General features: G+C 70.9%; 17 protein-coding genes. 11 read left to right on the forward strand and 6 right to left on the reverse strand.

Annotation, left to right across the window (positions count from 1 at the left end):
* Nucleotides 1-172 precede the first annotated feature (172 nt).
* Complete coding sequence (locus GXP74_RS16440) at nucleotides 173-2827, reverse strand: tetratricopeptide repeat protein (RefSeq protein ID WP_182452221.1); 2655 nt, start codon at nucleotides 2825-2827, stop codon at nucleotides 173-175.
* A gap of 283 nt (nucleotides 2828-3110) precedes the next feature.
* Here GXP74_RS16440 and GXP74_RS16445 point away from each other — a divergent pair, with 283 nt between their 5' ends.
* The 4 genes from GXP74_RS16445 to GXP74_RS16460 all read left to right on the forward strand — a co-directional run bounded on the left by GXP74_RS16445 (nucleotide 3111) and on the right by GXP74_RS16460 (nucleotide 9726).
* A complete protein-coding gene (locus GXP74_RS16445) occupies nucleotides 3111-4055 on the forward strand; it encodes a hypothetical protein (protein ID WP_182452222.1) in 945 nt (314 codons plus the stop codon).
* A gap of 517 nt (nucleotides 4056-4572) precedes the next feature.
* Nucleotides 4573-5010, forward strand: a complete 438-nt coding sequence (locus GXP74_RS16450) for a peptidase inhibitor family I36 protein (RefSeq protein WP_182452223.1) — start codon at nucleotides 4573-4575, stop codon at nucleotides 5008-5010.
* Between the two features lie 106 nt (nucleotides 5011-5116).
* Nucleotides 5117-5485, forward strand: a complete 369-nt coding sequence (locus GXP74_RS16455) for a hypothetical protein (protein ID WP_182452224.1) — start codon at nucleotides 5117-5119, stop codon at nucleotides 5483-5485.
* Between the two features lie 167 nt (nucleotides 5486-5652).
* Nucleotides 5653-9726, forward strand: a complete 4074-nt coding sequence (locus GXP74_RS16460; protein WP_182452225.1) for a hypothetical protein — start codon at nucleotides 5653-5655, stop codon at nucleotides 9724-9726.
* A gap of 131 nt (nucleotides 9727-9857) precedes the next feature.
* On the opposite strand, the gene GXP74_RS16465 is transcribed toward GXP74_RS16460, so the two are convergent.
* Nucleotides 9858-10805 (reverse strand): AraC family transcriptional regulator, encoded by a 948-nt coding sequence (locus GXP74_RS16465; RefSeq protein WP_182452226.1) that lies wholly within the window; start codon nucleotides 10803-10805, stop codon nucleotides 9858-9860.
* A 96-nt stretch (nucleotides 10806-10901) separates the two neighbouring features.
* Here GXP74_RS16465 and GXP74_RS16470 point away from each other — a divergent pair, with 96 nt between their 5' ends.
* Nucleotides 10902-11624 carry an SDR family oxidoreductase gene (locus GXP74_RS16470; RefSeq protein ID WP_182452227.1) on the forward strand — a complete coding sequence of 241 codons (723 nt, stop codon included), beginning with the start codon at nucleotides 10902-10904 and terminating at the stop codon, nucleotides 11622-11624.
* Between the two features lie 42 nt (nucleotides 11625-11666).
* On the opposite strand, the gene GXP74_RS16475 is transcribed toward GXP74_RS16470, so the two are convergent.
* Both GXP74_RS16475 and GXP74_RS16480 read right to left on the reverse strand, forming a co-directional pair.
* On the reverse strand, nucleotides 11667-12119 hold the full coding sequence (locus GXP74_RS16475; protein ID WP_182452228.1) for a DUF3592 domain-containing protein: 453 nt from the start codon (nucleotides 12117-12119) through the stop codon (nucleotides 11667-11669).
* 152 nt (nucleotides 12120-12271) lie between these two features.
* Nucleotides 12272-12676, reverse strand: a complete 405-nt coding sequence (locus GXP74_RS16480) for a hypothetical protein (RefSeq protein WP_182452229.1) — start codon at nucleotides 12674-12676, stop codon at nucleotides 12272-12274.
* A 239-nt stretch (nucleotides 12677-12915) separates the two neighbouring features.
* On the opposite strand from GXP74_RS16480, the gene GXP74_RS16485 reads away from it, so the two are divergent.
* The 5 genes from GXP74_RS16485 (at nucleotide 12916) to GXP74_RS16505 (ending at nucleotide 16561) form a co-directional block, all read left to right on the forward strand.
* On the forward strand, nucleotides 12916-13500 hold the full coding sequence (locus GXP74_RS16485) for an SMI1/KNR4 family protein (RefSeq protein ID WP_182452230.1): 585 nt from the start codon (nucleotides 12916-12918) through the stop codon (nucleotides 13498-13500).
* Nucleotides 13501-13695: 195 nt separating this feature from the next.
* Nucleotides 13696-14559 carry a MerR family transcriptional regulator gene (locus tag GXP74_RS16490; RefSeq protein ID WP_182452231.1) on the forward strand — a complete coding sequence of 288 codons (864 nt, stop codon included), beginning with the start codon at nucleotides 13696-13698 and terminating at the stop codon, nucleotides 14557-14559.
* 206 nt (nucleotides 14560-14765) lie between these two features.
* A complete protein-coding gene (locus GXP74_RS16495) occupies nucleotides 14766-15431 on the forward strand; it encodes a 3'-5' exonuclease (RefSeq protein ID WP_225447983.1) in 666 nt (221 codons plus the stop codon).
* Nucleotides 15432-15694: 263 nt separating this feature from the next.
* Entirely contained in the window at nucleotides 15695-15865 is a 171-nt protein-coding gene (locus GXP74_RS16500) for a hydrophobic protein (protein ID WP_182452233.1), read from the forward strand.
* 291 nt (nucleotides 15866-16156) lie between these two features.
* Nucleotides 16157-16561, forward strand: coding sequence for a nuclear transport factor 2 family protein (locus tag GXP74_RS16505; RefSeq protein WP_182452234.1), 405 nt, complete (start codon nucleotides 16157-16159; stop codon nucleotides 16559-16561).
* Nucleotides 16562-16601: 40 nt separating this feature from the next.
* Here GXP74_RS16505 and GXP74_RS16510 read toward each other — a convergent pair whose 3' ends face one another.
* Both GXP74_RS16510 and GXP74_RS16515 read right to left on the reverse strand, forming a co-directional pair.
* On the reverse strand, nucleotides 16602-17549 hold the full coding sequence (locus GXP74_RS16510) for a hypothetical protein (RefSeq protein WP_182452235.1): 948 nt from the start codon (nucleotides 17547-17549) through the stop codon (nucleotides 16602-16604).
* Nucleotides 17546-17938, reverse strand: coding sequence for a hypothetical protein (locus GXP74_RS16515; RefSeq protein WP_182452236.1), 393 nt, complete (start codon nucleotides 17936-17938; stop codon nucleotides 17546-17548). Before GXP74_RS16515 ends, GXP74_RS16510 begins: the two co-directional genes overlap by 4 nt.
* A 247-nt stretch (nucleotides 17939-18185) precedes the next feature.
* Here GXP74_RS16515 and GXP74_RS16520 point away from each other — a divergent pair, with 247 nt between their 5' ends.
* Nucleotides 18186-22286, forward strand: a complete 4101-nt coding sequence (locus GXP74_RS16520) for a CHAT domain-containing protein (protein WP_182452237.1) — start codon at nucleotides 18186-18188, stop codon at nucleotides 22284-22286.
* Nucleotides 22287-22365 lie beyond the last annotated feature (79 nt).

Raw genomic sequence — 22365 nt, forward strand, 5'->3', positions numbered from 1 at the left:
CCCTGGGGCCCGAGAACCGACCCCTGCCGATGGGCGACGGCCCACCCCGGGCCGTGAGCCCGCCGTTCGACCACCGGCGGTTCGAGGCCGGTGGTCGAACGGCAGGGCAGTGTCCCCCGCCCGCGCGCGGTGCGACGCCGACGTGAGTGCTCGTCAGGTCGCCCTCAGCACCTCAGCACCCCACAGCGACGAGCGTCGCGGTGATGTCCCGCTTCAGCGCGGGGAACTCGGCTTCGGCCGAGATCCGCAGCGCCTCGTGGAGCCAGCTGCGGGCAGTGCCGCGGTCCGACGGATCCGTGGCCAGAGCGACGCGGGCCATGCCGTACGCGGCGCGTGCCTGGACGACCGCCTCCGAGTCGTCCTCCGCGGCGAGCACTCGTTGGTAGAGCTCGGCCGCACCTGCCGGGTCGCCGAGGGCGAGCAGCGCGTCGCCCCGGTACTGGGGCAGGAGCAGGAGCCACCGGTGATACCGGTGGTCGTCCACCCGGGCAGCGGTCCGGTCGAGGAAGTTCAGGGCGCCGGTCGGGTCGCCGGCCCGGAGGGCGTTGACTCCGAGCTCGAACAGCGCCTCGGTCTCCTCGCCCCAGTCGCCGATCTCACGAGCGAGCGCCTGCGCCCGGCGGAACTCCCGGGCGGCTTCCTCGTAGTCGCCGCGCTCGGTGGCCAGCACGCCGAGGACGTTGATCGCCGGGGCCAGGCGTCGGTTCGCGCCCGTCTCCTCGGCGAGCGCCACGGCCTTGGCCACCGTGGCCGCGGCCTGGTCGTGCTCGCCCAGAAGGCTCCAGTTGAGGCCGATGGGGGTCAGCACGAACGTCTGGTGGTCCTCGTCCCCGGACTCCCGGTACAGCGCGAGGGCCTGGGTCAACCAGTCCAGGGCCTGGCGGTAGCGGCCCATCGCGCAGGCTCCGATGCCCATGTTGTGCAGGCAGGTCGCCTCACCGTGGCGGTTGCCGGTCTCCCGCATGAGGGCGAGGGCCTCGTGAAAGAACCCGGCGCCTTCTCGGTACTGGCCCATGTCGGACAGGACACAGGCCAGATTGCCGAGGGTGGCCGCGGTCTTCACCGGGTCTCCGGCGACCTTGCGCAGCCGCAGAGCCTCACGGGTGCAGGGAAGTGCCCGATCGAAGCGTCCGGCCACGAGGTCGAAGCTTCCCTGGGCGTGCCAGAGCTCGGCCTGCGCGGCGGTGTCGCCGTCCGCCTCGGCTGCGGCGAGGCCGTGGTGAAGGCTCTCCGCCCAGTCGGAATTGAGACCGGATGCGAAGTAGTAGGACCACAGCGCCTGGCTGAAGCGCCAGGCGTGCCCCGTCCACCCCTCGGTGGCGGCGTAGCGGATCGTCGCCAGCAGGTTCGCGCGCTCGGCGGAGAGCCAGGCGCGGGCCTCATCGCCGTCGACCGGCTCGGCCACCGGCAGCGCCGCCGGACGCGGCAGGTCGCCGTTGCGGTACCGGTTCCGGTTGACGAGGTCCGTGGCGGCGTAGACGGAGTGCAGGTACCAGTCCAGGGACCGGGTCAACGCCGCGTGCCGCTGCGAGGACGGATCAACGGCTCGACACGTCTCGGCGGCGAAGGCCCGCACCAGGTCGTGCAGCTCGTACCTGCCGAGTACCTGCTGGTGCACCAGGTGTTCGTCCTGGAGCAGCTCCAGCAACTGGTCGACCTCGTCCAGGTCCATGCCGACCAGCGCCGCGACCGAGTCAGCGGTGACGTCCAGTCCGGGGTCGACGCCCAGCAGCCGGAAGACGCGTTGCGCGGTCCGCGGTAACCCCTGGTACGACAGATCGAGTACCGCCGTCACGCCGGGCTCCGCGCCTGCTCCTTTGGCCAGCCGATCAGCGAGCTTCTCCAGGCTCCAGGCCGGGCGGGAGCGCAGCCGGGCGGCGGCCAGCGCCACAGCCAGGGGAAGGCCGCCGGTCAGCTCGACGATCCGGCGCGCGGCCCGCGGCTCGGCGCCGACCCGGTCCGCGCCGGCGACCCGAGCGAGCAGTTGCAGCGACTCCTGCTCGTCGAACACCCCAAGCATCAGCACGGTCGCGTCGGGCAGTTCGGTCAGGCTACGCCGGCTGGTGACCAGCACCAGGCAGGTCGGGCTGCTGGGAATCAGATGCCGTAGCTGGAGGGCCTCTGCGGCATTGTCCAGAACCACCAGGGCGGCGCGACCGTGCATCCGGTCCCGGAACATCGCCGCCCGCTCCTCCAGCGTCTGCGGGACCCGCTGGGCTCCCACGCCCAACTGCCGCAGAAACGCATCCAGCACGGCCGCCGGGTCGGCGGGCGGCCTGTCCGGGTCGTACCCGCGCAGGTTCGCGTACAGCTGGAGATCGGTGTACTGGCCGGCGCGGACCAGCTTGTGCGCGGCGTGCAGGGCCAACTGGGTCTTGCCGACCCCGGCCATGCCCTCGATCACCGCTACCACGACCGTGGGCTCCGCGGCCGACGGTATGGTGGCAGCCGTCATCAGCCGGTCCACCTCGTCCCGCCGACCGGTGAACGTCGCCAGGTCCGGCGGCAGTTGCCGGAACACGCCTTCCGGGCCGATGGCCTTCGCGTCCCGCTGAATGCGCAGGTACGCCGCGCGCCAGGGATCGACGGCCCGCTCGTCCAGTCCCAGTGCGCGAACGATCGCGATCATCAGGTCCAGGTCCAGGCGACGCCGCCCGACCTTGAACACGTCCACGACCGTGGACACCGAGACGACGCGTGCCGGTCGCATCAGTGGTCCGACCTGCTTGGCCAGCGACCGGTACGAGGGCATCCCCGCCCACACGCGCAGCTCACCCAGTAAGCCGACGAACTCGGCCAGATCCTCGGCCCTGCCTGGATCCGGCATTCCGCCCTGCTGATCACCCACAACGCCCCCATGTATCTGTGCTCCTGACAATCAGAGTCTATGAGCCAGCTGTACGGATCCCCCAGTGGGGCGCGTGCGTGCGGGGCCGCGTCAGGGGTGTACGGACTCGTACGGGAAACGCGACTTCAGCCAGGTGCCCGGGGGAGCCTGGTCGGGCGGGTTCACCCGAGCCCGACAGCACGGCACCCTGCGGGTGCCCCAGCACCTCGCTGACGTGAACCACCACGCCGGGCAGCCGACGGCACTACGAGGAGGGAGTTCGATGATCACGCGCCGCGGCTATGCCGCAGCCGCCGCAGTGGCATTGACGCTGACACCGGTGGTGACCGGCTGCACGGGTTCCGCCGCCGTCCATCCGGCGGGGGCCGGAACTCCGAGGTCGGCGGTGACCCCGATGCCGGTCATCGCCACCGCGACCCCGTCCCGGCCGTCGGACATCGTCCTGCCCATCACGCCCTATCTCTTCACCGACGCCCAGTCGTCGCAACTGGTCGCCGCGCATGTCAAGCTGGCCTCCGCATGCATGAGGCGTTACGGCTTCGGCTACAGCGTCCCGGCTGCCCCGGTTGCTCCTGAGCAGCTGCCGGTGAACGAATCGCGCTACGGCGTGATGACACCGGACCAGGCACGTTACGGCTACCACTTCATGGCCGTGGAGATGAAGCGCCTGCGGGCGGGCGCCGCGCCGATCCAGGATCCACCCAAGGTGACGCCCGCGATGGCCGCTGTCCTCTGGGGCAGCTCCAGCGGGCCGGTCGACGGCCGGAGCGTGCCCAGCGGTGGTTGCAACGGAGAGGCCACCACTGAGCTCGGCGGAAGGAACGGGCGGTACGGCGATCCGGACATCGCCGAGAGCATCCAGGCAGACAGCTACGACAGGTCGCAGTCGGATCCCCGGGTGCTGAAGGCCTTCGCCGCCTGGTCGGCCTGCATGCGGGCCGACGGCTACGACTACCCGAGCCCGAACGCGGCCACCAACGACCCCCGATGGTCGGCATCCGCCGAACCGTCGGCGGCGGAGATCGCCACCGCGCGGGCGGACGTCGCCTGCAAACGGCGAACCAACCTGGTCGGCGTCTGGGCCTCCGTCGAGTCCGCCTACCAGGACGCGGCGATCGAACTGAACGCCGACTCGCTGCGACAGGCGCGAGCCACCATGCAGCGGGAACTGCGGACCGCGGCGACCCTCCTCGGATCGTCGCAGTAACCCCACCCGTACGGACCAACTACCAGGAGAGTGGCCAGATTAGGCTCACATTCATCAGCACCGCGGCCGTTGTCGCCACCGCGGTTGCCGTCCTCCTCACCGCCGCGCCCGCTGAGGCGGTTCCGATCTGGCCGTGCTTCAACGCGGCCGGCACCAGCTATGACTCGATCACCTGCCTTTGGTACAACTCGGGCCAGCAGGGGTCGAGTACCGCGTTCCTGTTCAACGGCGGAGTCGACGCAACAGAGGGAACGGGTACCAGCAACGTCCCCAACCTGCAGGACTACCCATTCCTGGGCTCCGGAGCGGGACAGGGCCAGAGCGTCAAGAACCACGCCGCGACCGCCTCCAACACCTACACGACAGCGGTGGTGAAGACGGACATCTGGTACGACTCGAATTACAGCGGCAGCGTCTACCAATTGCTGCCCGGGGACGCCCCGTACCGACTCGGAAACGGCCTCTACAACGAGGACGCATCACTTTCGTGGCAGTACTGATGAAAAGGCGGAGACGAATGCTGTTCAGGAATACCGCGGTGGTCGCGTTGATGGCCGCCACGCTCACCTCCGGGGTGGCGCTCGCCGGGCCCGCCTCGGCGACGGGAACGGGAGCCGGTCCCTGCCCCTACGTCTGCTTCTACTACAACTCGGGCGGTCAGGGCGCCACCATGCTGTGGAGCCCGTCGTCCGGCTGGCAGGGCATTTCCGACCTGCAGTCCTCGGACTTCTCGAACTGCAATGTCGACAACAATGCCGTCGCGTGTGCCGGACTCGGACAGACGGTCAAGAACAACACCGCGACGGTGTACAACGGCGACTTCGGCGGCCACACCGTCGCCGTTTGGTACAACTCCGGCTACAGCGGCGCCCATTACACGATCCTCAACGGGGACACGCCGTACCAGCTCGGCAACGGCCTCTACAACCAGGACGCCTCCGTTTCCGCCTGGTAGGACCCCCGCGGCCGACCCCCAGGCACTCCCAGGCACTCCCAGAGGGCCCTACCCCTGTGCTGCCTGGTCACCTCAAGCTCCGTCATTCCACTCAGGGAGAAGAACCATGGGTACAAGCTTCAAGCGGGCCGCCGCGTCCAGCGCGGTGCTCCTCGCGGCGGCGGCGGCCGTCGTCGGCTTCGTGGGCGGCACCGCCCAGGCCGACAGCTTCATCGACGTGAACTCCACCATCGTCGTCCACTCCGCGCCCAACGCGAACGCCGGCCAGGTCGCGCCCGACCTGCACGCGGGGGACGGGGTCCAGGTGAACTGCTGGACCGCGGGCGGCAACGTGGGCAACGCCGGCGACGTCTGGTACCACGCGGTGACGGAGGTCTACCCGAGCGGTGAGAGCTACACCGAGGGGTGGGTCTTCGGGCCCTACCTCGACGGGGCTGCCGCGTTCCACAGCGGTGCCATTCCCAAGTGCCCCTGATTCCCTGGCTTCAGGGACTCAACCCCAGTGGGTCCGGCGAGTGGTTCCACCGCTCGCCGGACCCGTTCTCTTCGGTAGCCGGGCGAGCGATCGAACCAGTGGAAAGGTGGGACTTCATGCACGGAAGAAATTCGGGAAGAACCAGGCGTTCGCGCCGACTGGCGGCTTTGTGGATCGCCGTGGCGGCGGCGCTCGGCATGCTGGGGCAGTCCGTTGTGACCGGAGCCGCCTCGGCCGCCGTTCCCGCCCCCGGCGCGCCGACCGGTTCACTGACCGGCTCGCCGACCGCCTCGCCGACCGGCCCGGGGAGCGGTGCCTCGGTGCTGACGGCACCGGACAGTGAACTCGGGCCCGGTTGGCAGACCTCCACCGACCGGTCGGTGACGACCAGCGGCGACGACAACGGATTGCAGGTACTGGCCGCTGACGCCAGGTCGGGCTACCAGTGGCGGACGGCGGCCACGTTGTCCGAACCGGGATTCGACACCACGCAGTGGATCGGGCAGTCCTGTGTCACCTCATCCGGTCGCCGTGCGGTCGTGGTCTACGCGCCCAGGGAGTTCACGAACGATCAACAGGCCTTCGACCAGGGCTCGTTCGTGGCAGTGGTCGACCTGGTCACCGGCGCGGTGCGCAAGTTGCCCTTCACGGTCGGCCTGGCCTACTACAACCCCGGCTGCGGCAGCGATGAACAGGTCGCCCTGACCTCGCTGAGTACGGTTGGCGGCAAGACCGTCAGCACCGTGCGCCTCGTCGACGCCGCCACCGGCAGGGTCATCCGGCGGACCACCTCACCCGGCGAGCTCTCCTCGCCGATCCCCTACCAGGGCTCAGTGGCAGCCGCCTTGGGCGACCTGCTGGTGTCCGTCGACTCCAGAGGCGCTGAACACACCCTGGCTGTCGCCGCCGGAACGCCCTTCCGGCTGCACCCCGACAGCGGTGGAGGCCTGGCGTACCAGGTTCCGGTCGGCAAACAGGTCCAGGTCCGCCGCTTCGCCGACCGCGACTCGACGCTTCTCGGCACCACCGGCCTGGGCGACGTCCAGGTCGCCGCGACCGGCAGCCAGGTCTTTCTGATCGGGCCCGGCGCGAGCCGGTTCCCGTTGTCGGCGAAGACCCCGGGGAACTGGAAGAAGCTCGATGTCCCGGTCGATGCGGAACCCTCCACCACCGGTGCCCTGGTGGTGACCAGCTCCACCAACCAGACCAGCGTCTCCAACGCCGAGAGCGTCGCCGCCGGTGCGGCCTCCGCCGCGACATCCAAGGCCACGGCGATTCCGGACGCGATACACATCGGAGCCTCGGTCACCGCCACCGGGAAGTCCGTCTCCTTCGTCGTCGATCCCGCGGCCCTCAACCCACGCGCGGGCGCTGTCTCCTCGACGGCCGTCAGCGGGACCGGTGGCGGCGGGACCGGTGGCGGCACGACCTCCGGGGCGTCCGGCCGTACCGGGGCGGCGGCCCGACCGGACGGCCCACACCCGCTGACCACCGCGGTGGACCCGGGGACGGTTCCCTGGGATCCGGATCGCGGCTGCTCGGTACCGCGCAACAATCCCGCGATCCAGACCTACCAGGCGACCGCCCAGCAGGTCGAATGGGCCGCTGACCTGGCTGTGCAGGGCCAGTTGACGTCGACCCGCCCGGCGAACTGGGAGGGCTCCGGCCTGCCGGTGTCCTGGTCTCCGCAGGGGATGTTCCCGCTGCGGCAGCTCACGGGCGGCGGTACCGTCCCGGCCCAGGTCCTCCTCGGCATCCTCGCCCAGGAGTCCAACACCATGCAGGCCAGTCCGCACGCCGTCGACTCCATCACCGGCAACGTCAACCAAGGCGGCTTCTACGGCAACGGCCAGGACTGGTCAACGGTGGACTGCGGTTACGGAGTGGGTCAGGTCACCACCGGCATGGCCATGAGCACCCCTGCCGGGACCCCGGTGGCCGACGGCAACACGGCCTACACCACGGCCGAGCAGCAGCAGGCCATCGCCACCGACTACGCCTCCAACATCGCCGCGACGCTCAACCTGCTCATCGACAAATGGAACGAGCTCAAAGCCGCGGGAATCGTCGCGGGCAACGGAGATCCACGGTACGTCGAGAACTGGTGGTTCGCGGTGTGGGCCTACAACTCCGGCGTGGAGCCGGGGACCGCGGCATTCGGCAACACCACCGGTTGCCTGCCCGGCCCGACCTGCACCGACAACGGAGGGTCCGGCGGCAACTGGGGCCTGGGCTGGGCGAACAATCCCGCCAACCCCAGCTACCCGGCCGACCGCGGCGTCTTCACCGACAGCGCCACGGACACCAAGACCCCCAACCACTGGACCTACCCCGAACTCGTCATGGGCTGGGCCTTCTCACCAGTGGTCCGCTTCAACTACGTCACCGGCGGCTGGGCGGAGGCCTACGCGGCAGCGAGTGGCGGCGCACAGCAGCCGACCTACCCGCCACTGATGAGTTTCTGCTCAAGTGTGGACAACTGCACTCCCGACGCCGCCGCTGACTCCAACGGCACCGCGAATTCCGCCGGGCTCTGCGGCCTCGCGAACAACCACTGCTGGTGGCACTACTCCGCCTCCTGGGTGACCTGCGGCTCGACGGAGTGCGGGACCGCGAATGCCACGTACACCTCCAGCAGCGCCAAACCCGTCGGGACTGACATCTACCCCGCCGACTGCCGCACCCTGGGTACCGGGAGCGGATCCTCCGCCTCGGACTCGACCGGAGCGGCTCCACCTGCGGGGTCCATCGTTGTTGACGACACCGGCACCCCGAGCGTCGCCAGCTGCAACCAGACGTGGACCGACCAGGGCTCCTTCGGTCTCACCTTCGCCGACGCCCCGCCCGCCTGCGGTCCCACACCCTGCTCGGATCCGATCGACTACCCTGCGAAGATCGACTTCCACCAGCTCGGCGTCGGCTTCGGCGGCCACATCTGGTTCACTCACACTCAGCCCACCAGCGACAGCGCCGACTCCGTCACCGGTACCTGGACGCCCCCGGCGATCAACGGCTGGACCCGCGTGTTCGTCCACGTCCCGGACAACGGGATGACCACCCAGCAAGCCGGCTACCTGGTCACCCCCGGTGCGGGCCAGAAGCCGGAGACCCGGTACGTCAACGCCGACCTCAGCACCAACGACTGGGTCAGCCTCGGAGTCTTCGACTTCGACTCCGCACAGCCCGAGAGCGTGTCACTCAGCAACCTGACCGCGGACGGTGACGGCACGGCGGACATCGCGTGGGACTCGGTCGCCTTCCAGGTGCTGCCCTCCAAGCCCACCGCGTTCGTGGTCCAGATGGGCGACTCCTACTCCTCCGGCGAGGGCACCGAGCCGTACCAGCCCGGCACCGACGTGGGCCCCCACGCCTCGGAGAGTTCCCAGAGCTCCCTCGGTGAGTCCTGGAACGCCTGCCGACGGAGCCAGAACTCCTGGATCCGTGACACCGTCCTCCCCAGCGTGCCCAGCGCCAATCTCGGGACGCTCGCGGACGACAACGCTGCCGCCCTCGACCTCCACTCGGTGGCATGCTCGGGCGCGTACACCTTCGACATGGACCCGAAGGAGGGAACGCCGAACAACTGGGGAGAGCTGGGCAACTACCACGAGGTGCAGCAGCTGTCATCGGGCTACCTCGACGACAACACCACCCTCGTCGCCCTGACGATCGGCGGCAACGACATCGGGTTCAGCGACGACGTCGAAGGCTGTGCCGAGCTCGACTCCTGCCCCTCGACCACGGGTGTGGAGAACTCGATCAAAAAGTACATGGCGCCGGTGACGGATCCGACGAGTCCGACCTATGTGGCCCTCATCCTCACCGACATCCACATCGCCGCCCCGCATGCGAAGATCGTCCTGCTCGGCTATCCGGACATCTTCGACGGCTCCACCGTCAACAGCTGCACGACCTCGGTCATGTCTCCCGATGCCATGACCCAGTTGAACTCCTGGGGGGACTATCTCGCCACCGCCGAAGCCGCCATGGTGGCCAGCCTCCCCGCAGCCGACAACGTGACCTTCGTCAACCCGAGTACGGAATTCAACGGCTATGAGGACTGCGGCCACATAGCCAATGGCATCAACGACTTCGTCTCCGCTCCGACCGGCCCGGGCGACTTCTCCTGCCCGGTGACGGTGGACCCGCGCAGCTGGGTCTGCGCCAGCATGGAGAGCTTCCACCCCGACAACAGCGGTACCCCCCGGTACGCCATGGCCCTTGAGGCGGCCCTGCAGTAGCCGGTTCCGCTGTGCCGCGGCGGCCTGCTTCCGGCAGGCCGCCGCTCCGGTCGGGCGGCAGGGATCGAGATACTCGCGCTCCGACACGGCATGGCCGCCCTGGAGTCTGCCCTCTTCCGTACCCGGCGAGGTCAGACCGGCACCGACCGCGAAGCCGACGTCGTCCGGCGCTCGCGCCGGTACGCCCCGGGCGGTGCGCCGAAGTGCCGCTTGAAGGCCTTCGCGAACGCGAATTCCGAGGTGTAGCCGGTGTTCTCGGCCACGGCGCTCAGCGAGTCGGCCGTCTCGCGCAGCATCCGCGCCGCGATGGCCATCCGCCACGTCGTCAGGTAGCTGAGCGGCGGCTCGCCCACCACCGTGGTGAACCGCCGGGCGAACGCGGCGCGCGACAGCCCGGCCCGGCTCCCCAGCGACTCGACGGTCCACGGATGCGCCGGGTCGTCGTGGATCGCCTTCAGCGCCGGCGCGATCAGCGGGTCGTTCAGTGCCGAGGCCCAGCCCTGCGTCCGCTCCCTGGCCGACTCGGCGTACCAGGACCGCAGAACATAGAGAAGCAGCAGATCGACGAGTGTCGTGACCACTGAGTCCGAACCCGGCTGGGGCTGGTGGATCTCGGCGCAGAGCTGGTCGACCGCCGAGCGCAGGGCCGGATGGCGACCGGGGCTGGCCGGGAGGTGGATGACCTCCGGGAGATCGCCGAGCAGCGGATGCGGCCGGTCGATGTCGAGGTGGTAGGCCCCGCACACCAGCACGCTGCGCGTGCCGTCGCCCTCGACGGTGAAACGCCCGATCGGCGAGGAGGTGTCGACACGGTCGGGCTCGAAGGCGACCAGCTCGCTGGTGACCGCGTCACAGATGGCGTGGTCGGTGCCGCGCCGGAGGAACACGACGTCGCCGGGACCCAGGGCTATCGGGTCGCCGCCGACCGGCAGGAGAAAGCAGTGCCCTTCGACGACGACGTGGAATCCGGCTCCCGCGATGGGCTGGAAGCGCACACCCCACGGTGCCCGCGCGTCGGTACGGACAACCGACGGACGCCCGGTGCGCAGCGCCGCGAGCGTGTCGCTGAGAATGTCCATACGCTCACCATAGCGCGCTTCGATCGAGACGATCGGACAGCGAATCGAGACTTCCGGCTATTCACTGTCCCGCTGGTGACGCGTAGCGTCCTCGCCATGGACAACACAGCGGAAACCCAGCGCGTCGTCGTCATAGGTGGTACCTCCGGCGTCGGATTCGCCGTCGCCCGGGCCGCGGCGATTCAGGGCCTGAACGTGGCCGTCGCCTCCAGCAGCCAGGACCGGGTCGACCTGGCGGTGAGGAAGATCGGCGGCTCGGCCGAGGGCATCCGGCTGGACGTCGCCGACGACGCCGCGCTCGCCGCCTTCTTCGACCGGATCGGCGAGTTCGACCACCTCGTCTACACGGCAGGGGAGCCCCTGCTGCTGAAGCCACTCGCCGACCTGACCGCCGAGGAGTCCCGAGCGTTCTTCGAGCGCCGCTTCTGGGGCGCCCTGCTCGCCGCGAAGTACGCGACCCCGAAGCTCCGTCCCGGCGGCTCGATCACCTTCACCTCCGGCGCCTTCGCCACCCGGCCCGCCCCCGGAGCCTCGCTCGGCGCGAGCATCACTGCGGCCGTCGAGGGGCTGACGCGAGCCCTGGCCCTGGAACTCGCCCCCCTGCGGGTCAACGCGGTCCGCCTCGGCGCGATCCGCACCGAGCTCTGGGACAGCACCGTGCCTGAGCCGGAGGCCTTCCTCGAAGCGCAGGGCAGCGCCCTTCCGGTGCGGCGCGTCGGCAGCCCCGAGGAGGCAGCGGCGGCCTACCTCTACCTCCTGAGCAACGGCTACGCGACCGGCACGGTGCTCACCCTCGACGGGGGAGCCGCACTGGCCTGACCCCGGGTCGCCGGGCGCCACCCGCGAAGCCTGGGCCGCTGGTCACTGTATTGCGAGGCCGAGGCCGAGGCCGACCGCGCCGACGAACAGGCCGGCAAGGGTGAACAGCAGGCAGGCGGCCACGCCGATCACGGTGCCGAACAGCGAGCCCGGCCCACCGCTGCCGACCACGATGGCCCGCTCCGGGCGGTTCGGCAGGTAACGGACCTGGACCAGGTCGCCGATCACCACCGTGCGCGGCGCGCCCACGGTCAGCCTGATCGCCCGGCCGTCGACAGCGGTGAACCCCAGGACGACCCTGCGGTGACGACCGCCGTCGGCATCCCGGGCAACGAAGGTGTCCAGACAGCGGGCCTCGGCGGAAAGGCCACGGGTGAGCGCTTGCTGTCGGAGCACCATGCCACGCACCAGCGCGACACCCAGCCCGATCCCGATCAGCGCGAACACAAACCCGACCAGTCCGAACAGGCTGCCAGCCACCCCGACGCCGTCCATCATGATCTACCCCCGTAGCCCAACCGAACCGCCAACGCGGAGAACTCTCCACAGAGATGGACACCCAGGCGTCGGGTTCGGTTCTCCCCGGACACCTGCACCGACGCGGCTTGTCCGCCTACTGGACGTCCACACCGGCCCCAAGGGGGCGGTCAGTAGATCAGGTCGGGGCTGAGCTGGTAGTCGTAGCCCGAGCCGCCCTGCCAGTAGAAGCGTACTTCGGCCTTGTAGTCGTGACCCGAACTCGGGTTGGTGAGGACCCAGGTGAAGGTGTACGGGCCGTTGTGGCAGGGGAACGTGGTGTCGAGCGCCTTGCCGCCGGAGGTGTAGTCCCAGAGGATGACCTCCTCGTTGCAGCTGCCGTTGCCGAAGTTGCTCGACGCCGACGCCGTGACCTGGCCGTTCCCGGCACTCACGCAGGCCTGCTCGGTGGCGGTGCCGCCACAGCCGCCACCGCTCGACGCGGACGCGGTACCCGCGCCGGTGAGCGCGATGCCGACCGTGAGCGCGCTGCCGACCACTGCCACAGCGGCTTTCCTGACTCCGTTGACAACCATGATGGTGCTCCCTTTCGCGGTGGCCCGGTCCGGTGTCTCCGGGGGCCTGTCCCCCCAAGCTGTCCGTCACTCTCACCCACTGTTCCGGATCAACCCAGGGTGAGGATCCCCAGCTGTGACGATATCGATAGTATACGAACAAATAATCACTCCAATGGATACCCAGCCGCCCGGCCGACGCCCTGAGCGAGCGGCAACAGCCAGCGGGATTGTCAGTGGTGGGTGGCAGGCTCTGCCGTATGACCCCATCGATTGACGAATCCTGGATCCGTATCGAGGCGTGGCTCGCCGAGCACGCCCCGGTGACCTTCGCCGGGCTGGAGCCACCGGCGGCTCCGGCCGCGATCGCCGCCGCCGAGGCGGCCGTCGGCCTGCCCTTCCCCGACGCGCTGCGGCAGTCGCTGCTGCGGCACAACGGGACGGGCTACCAGGTGCTGCTGCCGGACCTGTGGCAGCTGATGGACGTCCAGGACATCCCCCGGGTCTGGGCGATGCGGACGAAGATCCACGAAGCCCACTCCGAGGCGACCGACGGGGATCCGGAGGGCGAATACGGGCCCTGGTGGCACCGCCAGTACATACCCTTCGCTGCCGACGGCCTCGGCGGGGAACTGGTGCTGGACCAGCGGCCGAGCGCGCTGCGGGGCCGGGTTGGCTGTGCCTACAAGGACTCGGACTGCGTCTTCAGTCGCGAGCTCCTGTGGGGTTCGCTGCCCACCTTGCTCGCGGCGACCGCGACTGCCCTGGAAACGGGCGATCCGATCGACTCCTACCGACGGACCGTCACCGGCGAGGGTGAGCTGGACTGGGAGGTGCTGCCCTAGGGTGCTGGACCAGGTCACCAGTTGGCGGTGATGCGGTCCGGGCACTGGCCCGTACCCGAACAGGCTAGACAGGGCACGAACCTCCCCGACGTCACCCGCCGACTCCTCGACGACCCGCGGAGCCTGGATTCTCACCGACCTGACTCCTGGGGCGCTTGACCCTCACACTGTGGCAGACCCTGTACTGGAGGAGTCATGTTCACCATTGGAGAATTCGCCGCCTACGGCCAGGTCTCGGTCCGCATGCTGCGTCACTACGACGCACTCGGCCTGCTGCCGCCCGCCCGGGTGGACCCGTCGAGTGGCTACCGCTACTACGACGCGGCCCAGCTGTCCCGGCTCAACCGGATCATCGCGCTCAAAGACCTCGGCCTCAGCCTTCAGCAAGTGGGCGAGGTAGTGGACGCGAAGGTCGACACCGAGCAGCTGCGCGGCATGCTGCGGCTGCGGCGGGCCGAGCTGGCCGACGCCGTCGCGCGGAGCGCGGATCGGCTGGCACGGGTCGAGCGAAGGCTCCGCACCATCGAAAGCGAGGGCGTCATGCCCACTGACGAGGTCGTACTCAAGTCCCTGCCCGCCACTCGGGTGGCCGTGCTGTCCGCCACCGCGGAGAGCTTCGACCCCCGACACATCGGGCCGGTCATCCAGCCGCTCTACCGACGGCTGCACGCCCAACTGGAGGCAGCGGGCATCGCCGTGGCCGGCCCGGACATCGCCTGGTACGAGCCTGTCGGGGACAGTGACCACCAGGCCTCGGGCTCGACCACGATCACGCTCCACGCGGGCGCGTCGGTGTCCGTCGACCCGAGCGCGGCCCACACCGGCTCCACGCAGAACTTCGCGATCCTCGACCTGCCCGCCGTCGAACAGGCGGCGACCATCGTCCACCGGGGTTCCATGGACGCGGTGCTGCCCACGATCCAGACCCTCGCGCGATGGATCGAGTCCTCCGGGCGCCGGGCCGCCAGCCTGGGGCGGGAGTTCTATCTGGAGTCCTGCGGCCCGCAGGACTCCTGGGTGACCGAGATCCAGGTACCGCTGGAGGCCCTCGCCTCCTGATCCTCCGCGCCGTCGCGGAGTCCGGGCGGCTGGTCGGACGTCGTGCGGCAGATCCGCGACCCGGGCCGGGGCCGCGGCCCTGACGCGCCAGGCCAACGCCGTCCACCGGGCGCGGGAACGGGGCCGAGCGCCGCTCCCACCGCCGCGCCCGTCCTCGGGAAGACAGCATGAGGGCCGTCGTGGGCGCGGCTGGCTACGATCAGCAGGTGCCAACACCCGCTCTGGCCAACGATCCGGAGTTCACCAGGACGCTGCTGCTGGTCATCGACTTCGAGGCCACCACCCCGGCCGGGCACCGCCCGCAACCGGTCGAGGTCGCCGCCCTGGCCGTGCGGCACGTTCCCGGCCGGGGCCCGCAGCCCACCGGGTGGAGCTACCAGGCGCTGATCCGCCCGCCCGCCTTCGCCCCGGTCACCCCCATGATGACCCGCACCACCGGCATCCGTCCCCAGGACGTCGCCGGTGCCCGCACCGTCGACCAGGTGCTCGCGGAACTGGACGCGGCGGTCCCGGCCGGGCCGCTGCTCCTGGTCGCCCAGCACGCCCCCGTCGAGGCCTCGCTGCTGGCTGACCACCGTGACCACTGCCCTCGCTTGGCCTCCACCGCGCTGCTGGACACCCGGCTGCTGGCCAGGGCCCTGCACCCGGAACTGCCGTCGTTCGGGCTGGACGCGCTGATCACCGCGTTCGACCTGCCCCGCCCCGTCGAGCGGCACCGCGCCCTGGCCGACTGCGAGGTCACCGCCTTGCTGCTGCGCCGCCTGCTCACCGACGCCGCCCGAACCGGCAGTTGCACCAGCCTGGCTCACCTGGTCGCCGTCGCCGGCCGTCCAGCGAAGAGCCCCTACGGCGACCAAGCCGCCTTGTTCTGACCAGCGGAGCGGTCCCCGCGTGGCGCGTGGGGCGCCGGGGCCCAACGGTTCTGGCGGGCCGTTCGAGATACCGGGCCTGAGTAACGCCTCGCGAGCCTTCGCGTTCGCGGCCTGGCGATCATCGGGCTTGCAGTCGTCATACACAGCCGCCGTCAGTGGGCTGCCCGGTCCACGGCCAGGGCGCGCAGGAGTCCGGTGGCCTGCGTCGGGGTGATTGCGGTGCATAGTCCGGCGGGCCGGGGGCAGCAGCGTGGTGAAGGAGGATGATGACAATGGGTGCTGTTCTGCTTGTTCTTCTGCTCGCCCTGATCCTGGGTGGCGCGGGGTTCGCGATTCATATTCTGTGGTGGGTCGCGGTGATTGTGCTGGCCCTGTGGGTCATCGGGTTCTTCGCTCGTAGCAGCGGCGGAGGTGGCCGTTGGTACCGGTGGTGACCCGGCGCACGCCGTAGTCGACGCACGTGCCTGGGGGCGCACCAACCGGTGCGCCCCCAGGCACGTGTCGTCCCGGCCGCCTCGCCCGTGGCGTAGCCGGTGATCTGGCGAGCCACCCGCTCGGTCGCCCGCAGGGCCGGGACGGGGACGGACATGCCGCGCGCGACCAGTTCAGTCCAGTTCAGTGGCAAGTTCAGGGCATGACCACAGCGACGGCGGCTGCGACGGCGGCTGCGACTGCCTACGCTGGGGCTGGATATGACCTTCATCCCATCGGTGAGGAGGACCGAGATGAGGACAGAGCAGGCGTTGCTGACCACTCTCCTTGAGGCTGAGCGGGAGTTGCAGGCCGCCATTCGATCAGGTGATACCGGGGCACTGGATCTGCTGCTGGACGACCGCGTCGTCTATACAGGACCCGATGGTCGCTGTCTCACGAAGGAGGAAGACCTGGAAGCGCACAGGTCGCGGTATCTCGCCGTTGAAGTCTTCGACCAGCGGGACCTGCAGGTGACGGTGGTGGGCTCAACGGGAATCACCCATGTGCTGGCCCTGCTTCAGGGCACCGCCGGGGGAGAGCCGTTCACCGCGTACCTCCGCTACACCCGCACCTGGGTGCATGCGGACGGCACCTGGCGCGTCCTCGCCGCCCATGCCAGCGCCGTCCCGAACCGCGAACCGGCAGCAGACCGGTGAAATCCCCGGCTACCGCACGGCCCTGGAGTTCCTGGCGGGGTCATGGGTTCTTGTGCACGATCCGGGTGACGGCCGTGCCGGTGTCCCGGTCGAACGGGCCCGGGCAGGGGACTCCGAGGGCTTCGGCGAGGGCGCGGTTGTGGAGGTCGACGGTGGCTTCGAGTAGTTCGCAGAGGGCGTCCGCGGCGGCACGGCCGCGGCGCAGGCCGATGCCTGCGACCGCGAGGGAGACCAGGAGGGCCGGCCACCATCGGATTCCCAGGGCGAGGTAGGGGAGGGCCCAGGCGGCGAGGGTGGCCGCGGTGTCGTAGGCGTCCCGCGCCGTCCGCAGCTCGGTGCGCTCCGCGTCCGGCAGGATGAGCCACAGGCGGGGCCACGCGGAGTCGAGGTCGAGGTCGTACGCGGTGAGGACGCGCTGGTCGACGGAGCGGATGCGGTCGCCGGTCCACGTGGGGCCGACCGGTCGGCAGGGGGCGATGCGGTTCCTCGCCGTCCGCAGGCGGGCGGCGTCAGCGGCGGACGGGGTGTCGCCGAGGTGGTCGGCGGTGCCCGGCCCGCCGGTACGCAGTGCCGCGACGGTGTGGCGGGCGTGGGCCCGCAGTGCCTCCGCATACGCCTGGTCGGCCACGGTCCAGCGGACCAGTCGGCGCTCGGTCAGGCGGCAGCGCAGCCAGCCGGTTCCCTGGGGCCAGTCTCCCTGCCACAGCAGTCGCACGCCGCCGCCGAGCGCCCGGACGGCCAGGCCGGCTCCCGCCGCCGCCAGGAGCAGCCCGGCTGTGGCGAGCAGCAGGACGCCCGGGGCGTGCGCGCCGGGCTGGCCGGCCAGGTGGTTGGCGTCGTGGTCCAGCGTGTCCAGGTCGTACCAGTCGGTCTGGCCCAGAACGCCCGCGACGCCTGCCACGGTGAGGAAGAGCAGGGCGGACGGCAGCAGTACGGCGGCCCAGCGGTCGGCCAGTCCACTGCCCAGTTCCGCGAGCATGTCGTTCACGTGGGAATCCGCACGGGGCGGAGCGGTTCGCGGTGCAGGGCGCAGTCGCGGTCCGCGTGCGGATCCCGGAGCAGCACGACGCGGTCGCAGCGGAGGCGGGGGCAGACGAGGGCTTCCTCGACGGGGTGGCCGTGCAGGGGCGGCAGGCCGCCGACTCCCGCGCCGCGGTTCCGCGTGCCCGGGCCGCCGCTCACTCCGCTCCGGCGCAGTACTTCTGTCAGCTCCGCGCACAGGGTCGTCACCTCGGTCTGCTCGCGCAGACCGGTGATGATCCGGTCCGCCGTCGCCAGCAGCCCGGCCCCGGCGGCGACTTCGCGGATCTCGGACAGATGCGCGCAGGTAGCGCCGAGGAACTCGGCTTCGAGGTGGTCGTCCGCGACGCCCGACATGGTCGTTCCTCCCCGGTGCTGTTGGACGTTCCTCATTGTGCCTCATCGCCCTTTGCGCACAGTATTTTTGACCCATACTCAGGTCAATGGCTCTGCTCGACGGAGGTGGCCGGTGGCTCCGCTATGGGGGTTTGGTCGGGGACGGGCGCGGCGGCGTACCGGGGAGGGGTCCGCGCGCGGCGTGGGCCCCGGAGTATCCCCGCAGCGGGGGCCGGATCCCTTGTCCGACGTACGGGACTTGGTCGGTGTGGCGTTCGCCCTGGCGGGGCACGGTGACGTCCACCGGGCCCGCCAGTGCCTGGAGCAGGCCGCGGCGCGGACCGAGGACCCGCGGATCCTCTTCGACATCGGCGCGTTCCACCAGCAGAGGCTCGGGGACGACGAGCGGGCGCTGGTCTGCTACCGCCGCGCGGCCGGAGCCGGTTCCGTGGACGCGATGAACAACCTGGGTGTGCTGCTCAAGAACCGGGGGCAGCAAGTGGAAGCGGAGGTGTGGCTGCGCAGGGCGGCGGTGACCGGGGACCAGGACGCGGCCGGGAACCTGGCCGGGCTCCTGCTGCTGCGCGGGAGGCGCACCGAAGCGGCCCCGTGGCTGGAGCGGGCGGCGACCGGAGGAACGCCTGACGCGATGGCCACGCTGGCTCTGTACCTGCTCCAGGACGGTCGTGAACAGGCGGCCCGCACCTGGTTCGGGCGGGCCGCCGCGACCGGCCACCAAGGCGCCGCCGCCTTCCTACGGCGCCTGGACAGCCAGGACCACGCCCCGGCGGACAGGCCGCAGCACACCACCCCGCCCGTACCCGGGCCCGCCCGGGAGGACGACGCACCGGTGCGGATCGACCTCCAGGACCTGCTCGGTTCGGCCGAGAACGCTCAGCGTGCCTACGAGCGGCACGGCAACCCGGAGGTACTCGAACTCGCGCTCTCCCTGGTCGAGATGGTGACCTCCGGCTCCGGACCGGCCCGGGGCTCGAAGAGCGAAGCGCTCCGGCTCCGCGGTGTCCTGCTGCGACTGCGGTACGAGCGGACCCGCGACCGCGCGGACCTGGACGCGGCGGTCACGGCCGGGCGCGCCGCGCTCGCCGACGCCGGGGCCCACGGCGCCGGGCGGGCCAACCGCCTGTCCAGCCTGTGCGCCTCCTTGCAGGAGGTCTTCGTCCTCACTGGTGACACCTCCGTCATCGAGGAGGCCGTCAGCCTGTCCCGGGAAGCACTGGAAGAGGTGTCCGCCGACCCTGGCTTCCCCCACCGGGCGGCCCTGCTGGGCAATCTGAGCAACGCGCTGCTGCGGCTGAGCCGGGCCGACGGCCGCCCGCAGACAGTGGCCGAGGCGGTGGTCGCCGGACGCGAGGCCGTGCAGGCGACCGCGGACGGCGATCCGGCCCTGGCCGGCCTGCTGCTCAACCTCGGGACAGCTCTGGTGTTCCAGGCGGGTACGAGCAACAGCCTCGTGGCGCTGGACGAGGCCATTCGGTGCTACCGCCGGGGCCTGGCGCTGCTGCCCGAAGGCCACCCGCGGATCGGCGCGGTCCGGTCGATGGTCGAGCAGGCCCTACGCGCGCAGGAGGACCTGCGGCGCTCCACCACCGGGACGCCCGCCCCGGCGCCCGCCGACGTTTCGGTGGACGAGCTGATGCACGCGGCCGACACCGAATACGCGGAGTACGAGAGCACCGGGGACCTCACTCGCCTGGACGCCGCCGACGCCGGCTACCGGGCCGTTCTGGACGCGGCCACGGACGACTCCGGGATCCGGGACGGGCTCATCGGCCTCGGGCTCGTCCGCTGGTCACGGACGGAACACAACGGTGACGCCGCCGAACTGGACCAGGCCATCGAGCTGTTCCAGGCCGCCGCGGCCCGTGGCGACCAGAGCGCCCCGGAGGCGCTGATCGCGCGGTCGAACCTCGGCGGGGTGCTGCTGCTGCGCGCGACGCGCACGGCAGCGGAGGACGACCTGCGCGAGTCCGTCAGGCTGGCCCGCGAGGTCCTGGACGCGATCGCCCCGGACAGCGTCCGGCGCGCCGGACGCCTGGACACGCTCGGGATGCGTCTCCTGTCGCTGTACCGGACCAACAATGACTCCGGCACGCTGGAGGAGGCCGAGGGGTTCACGCGTGCGGCGCTCACCGATTCCGGCCGGACCGGCGAGCCGAGTCCCTCGATCACCGCCAATCTGGCCGAGGTGCTGAAAGAGGTCCACGTGCGGTACCCGCACACGTCGCGGGGCACGGCAGCGCTGAACGAAGCCGTCGAGCTGATCCGCGCGGCCGTCGCCGCCACCCCCCAGGGCCACCTGCTCCGTCCCCGGCTCCAGGGCAACCTGGCCGCCGCCCTGCTGCAACGGCACAGCCACCAGCAGGACGCGGACCAGGCGGATCCAGACCTCGCGGAGGCGGCCGAGGCACTCGACACCGCGATCGCGACCACCCCCGAGGGACACCCCAACCTCATCGAGCGCACGAGCCTACTCGCTCACATCCGGCACCTGCGCTACCAGCGGACCGGCGGAGCAGCGGACGCCCTGGCAGCAGTCCAGGCCGCCGAGGCCGCCCTGCGAGCCACCCCGCGAGGCCACCAGCTGCGTTCCGGCGCACTCATCCAGCTGGGACGTGCGCTGACGGGCCAGTACCTGGCGAGCGACAACATCCCCGCGCTGACCTCCGCCGTGGCCTGCTTCCAGCAGGCAACCGCAGACCCCTACGCCCCCGCGAGCCGACGAGTGGAAGCGGCGCGGCTGGGGGGATACGCCCTGATCAAGCTGGAGTCCTGGCCCGAAGCCGCCACCTGCTTCACCGCCGCCGTCGAACTCCTGCCCCGGCTGGCACCGCGAGCCCTCAGCCAGGCCGACCGCGAGCACCAACTGTCCCGGATTTCCGGTCTGGCCTCGGACGCCGCCGCCTGCGCACTCCAGGCAGGCGACCCCCCGCTCGCGGTACGACTGCTCGAACAGGGACGGGCCGTCCTGCTGTCCCAGGCCCTGGACGCCCGCACCGACATCAGCGAACTCTGCTCCCGGCACCCGGGGCTGGCCGACAGGTTCGACGCCCTGCGCGACGCTCTGGACCCCCGCGAACACCGGACGGCAAGCAACACCCGGCAGCCCGCCGCAGAGCCGCGCGCGCTGACGGCCCAATGGGACGAACTGATCGCCACCATCCGCCGACAGCCGGGCCTCCAGGACTTCCTCGCCCCGCCCGACCTGGACGAGCTGCTGCCCCGGATCACCCGGCACGGCTCCGTCTCCATCGTCAACAGCAGCTACCTGCGCAGCGACGCCCTGCTGCTCACCGCCGACGGCATCCGCCTCGTCCCCCTCCCCGACCTTCGCCAGGACGAGGTCAGCCGCCATGCCGGTGCCCTACCGGGCCTGATCGGCACCGCCTTCCACGACCCGAGCGTGCTGGCCCGCCGCGACGCCCAGCGGGACGTGTCGGCGGTGTTGCGCTGGCTCTGGGACACCACCGCCGAACCCGTACTCAGCGCGCTCGGCCTCACCCGCGCCCCGGCTCCGGGAGACACCTGGCCGCGCCTGTGGTGGATGCCGACCGGGCAACTCGCCGCCCTCCCGCTGCACGCCGCGGGCCGCCACCCCCGGAGCGCCGCCGACAACGCGGGTACCCACATGGGCACCGCCGCCGACCCGGACCGGTCGGCCACGGTGCCCGACCGGGTGGTCCCCTCCTACGCCCTGACCCTCCGTGCGCTCGCCCGCGCCCACCAGCGGTCCACGGCCGGAAACCCAGTGCCGCAAGGCCCGCTCCTGGTCGCCATGCCGACCACCCCCGGCCCGGTGGCCGACCTGCCCCACGTCCGTGCCGAGACCGACGCGGTCACCGGACGCCTCCCCGGGATCCGCCTGCTGACCGGCGACCAGGCCGTGCAGCGGACCGTCCTGGCCGAACTGCCCCGGTACCGGTGGGCCCACTTCTCCTGCCATGCCACCAGCACCCCCGACCAGCCCTCAGCAGGCCGCATCCTCCTGCACGACCACGCCACGGAACCGCTGACCACAGCGGACATCGCCCGGCTGGACCTATCGCAGGCCGAACTGGTGTACCTGTCGGCCTGCCGGACCACCCACAACCGGACGGACCTGCCCGACGAGCCGGTGCACATCACCGGATCCTTCCACCTCGCCGGATACGCCCACGTGATCGGCACCCTGTGGGAAGTCCAGGACGAAGCCGCGGCACGGATCGCGGCAGCCTTCTACCAGGCCATCTGCCTCCCGCACGCCGACGCCGCCCGCAGCGCCCGCGCCCTGCACGCCAGCCTGCGCCGCGAACACGACCTGGCTCCGCTGCTCCCCTCGCACTGGGCGGCACACCTGCACGTGGGGATCTGATCCGGGTCTGCCGGGCCGAGGACGGACGTGCGGTACGGGCAGTTGATCGGACAGCGAGAGTCGCGCACCGGCTCAGCGG

Origin of the sequence: Streptacidiphilus sp. P02-A3a, assembly GCF_014084105.1 — a bacterium.
GTDB lineage: Bacteria > Actinomycetota > Actinomycetes > Streptomycetales > Streptomycetaceae > Streptacidiphilus.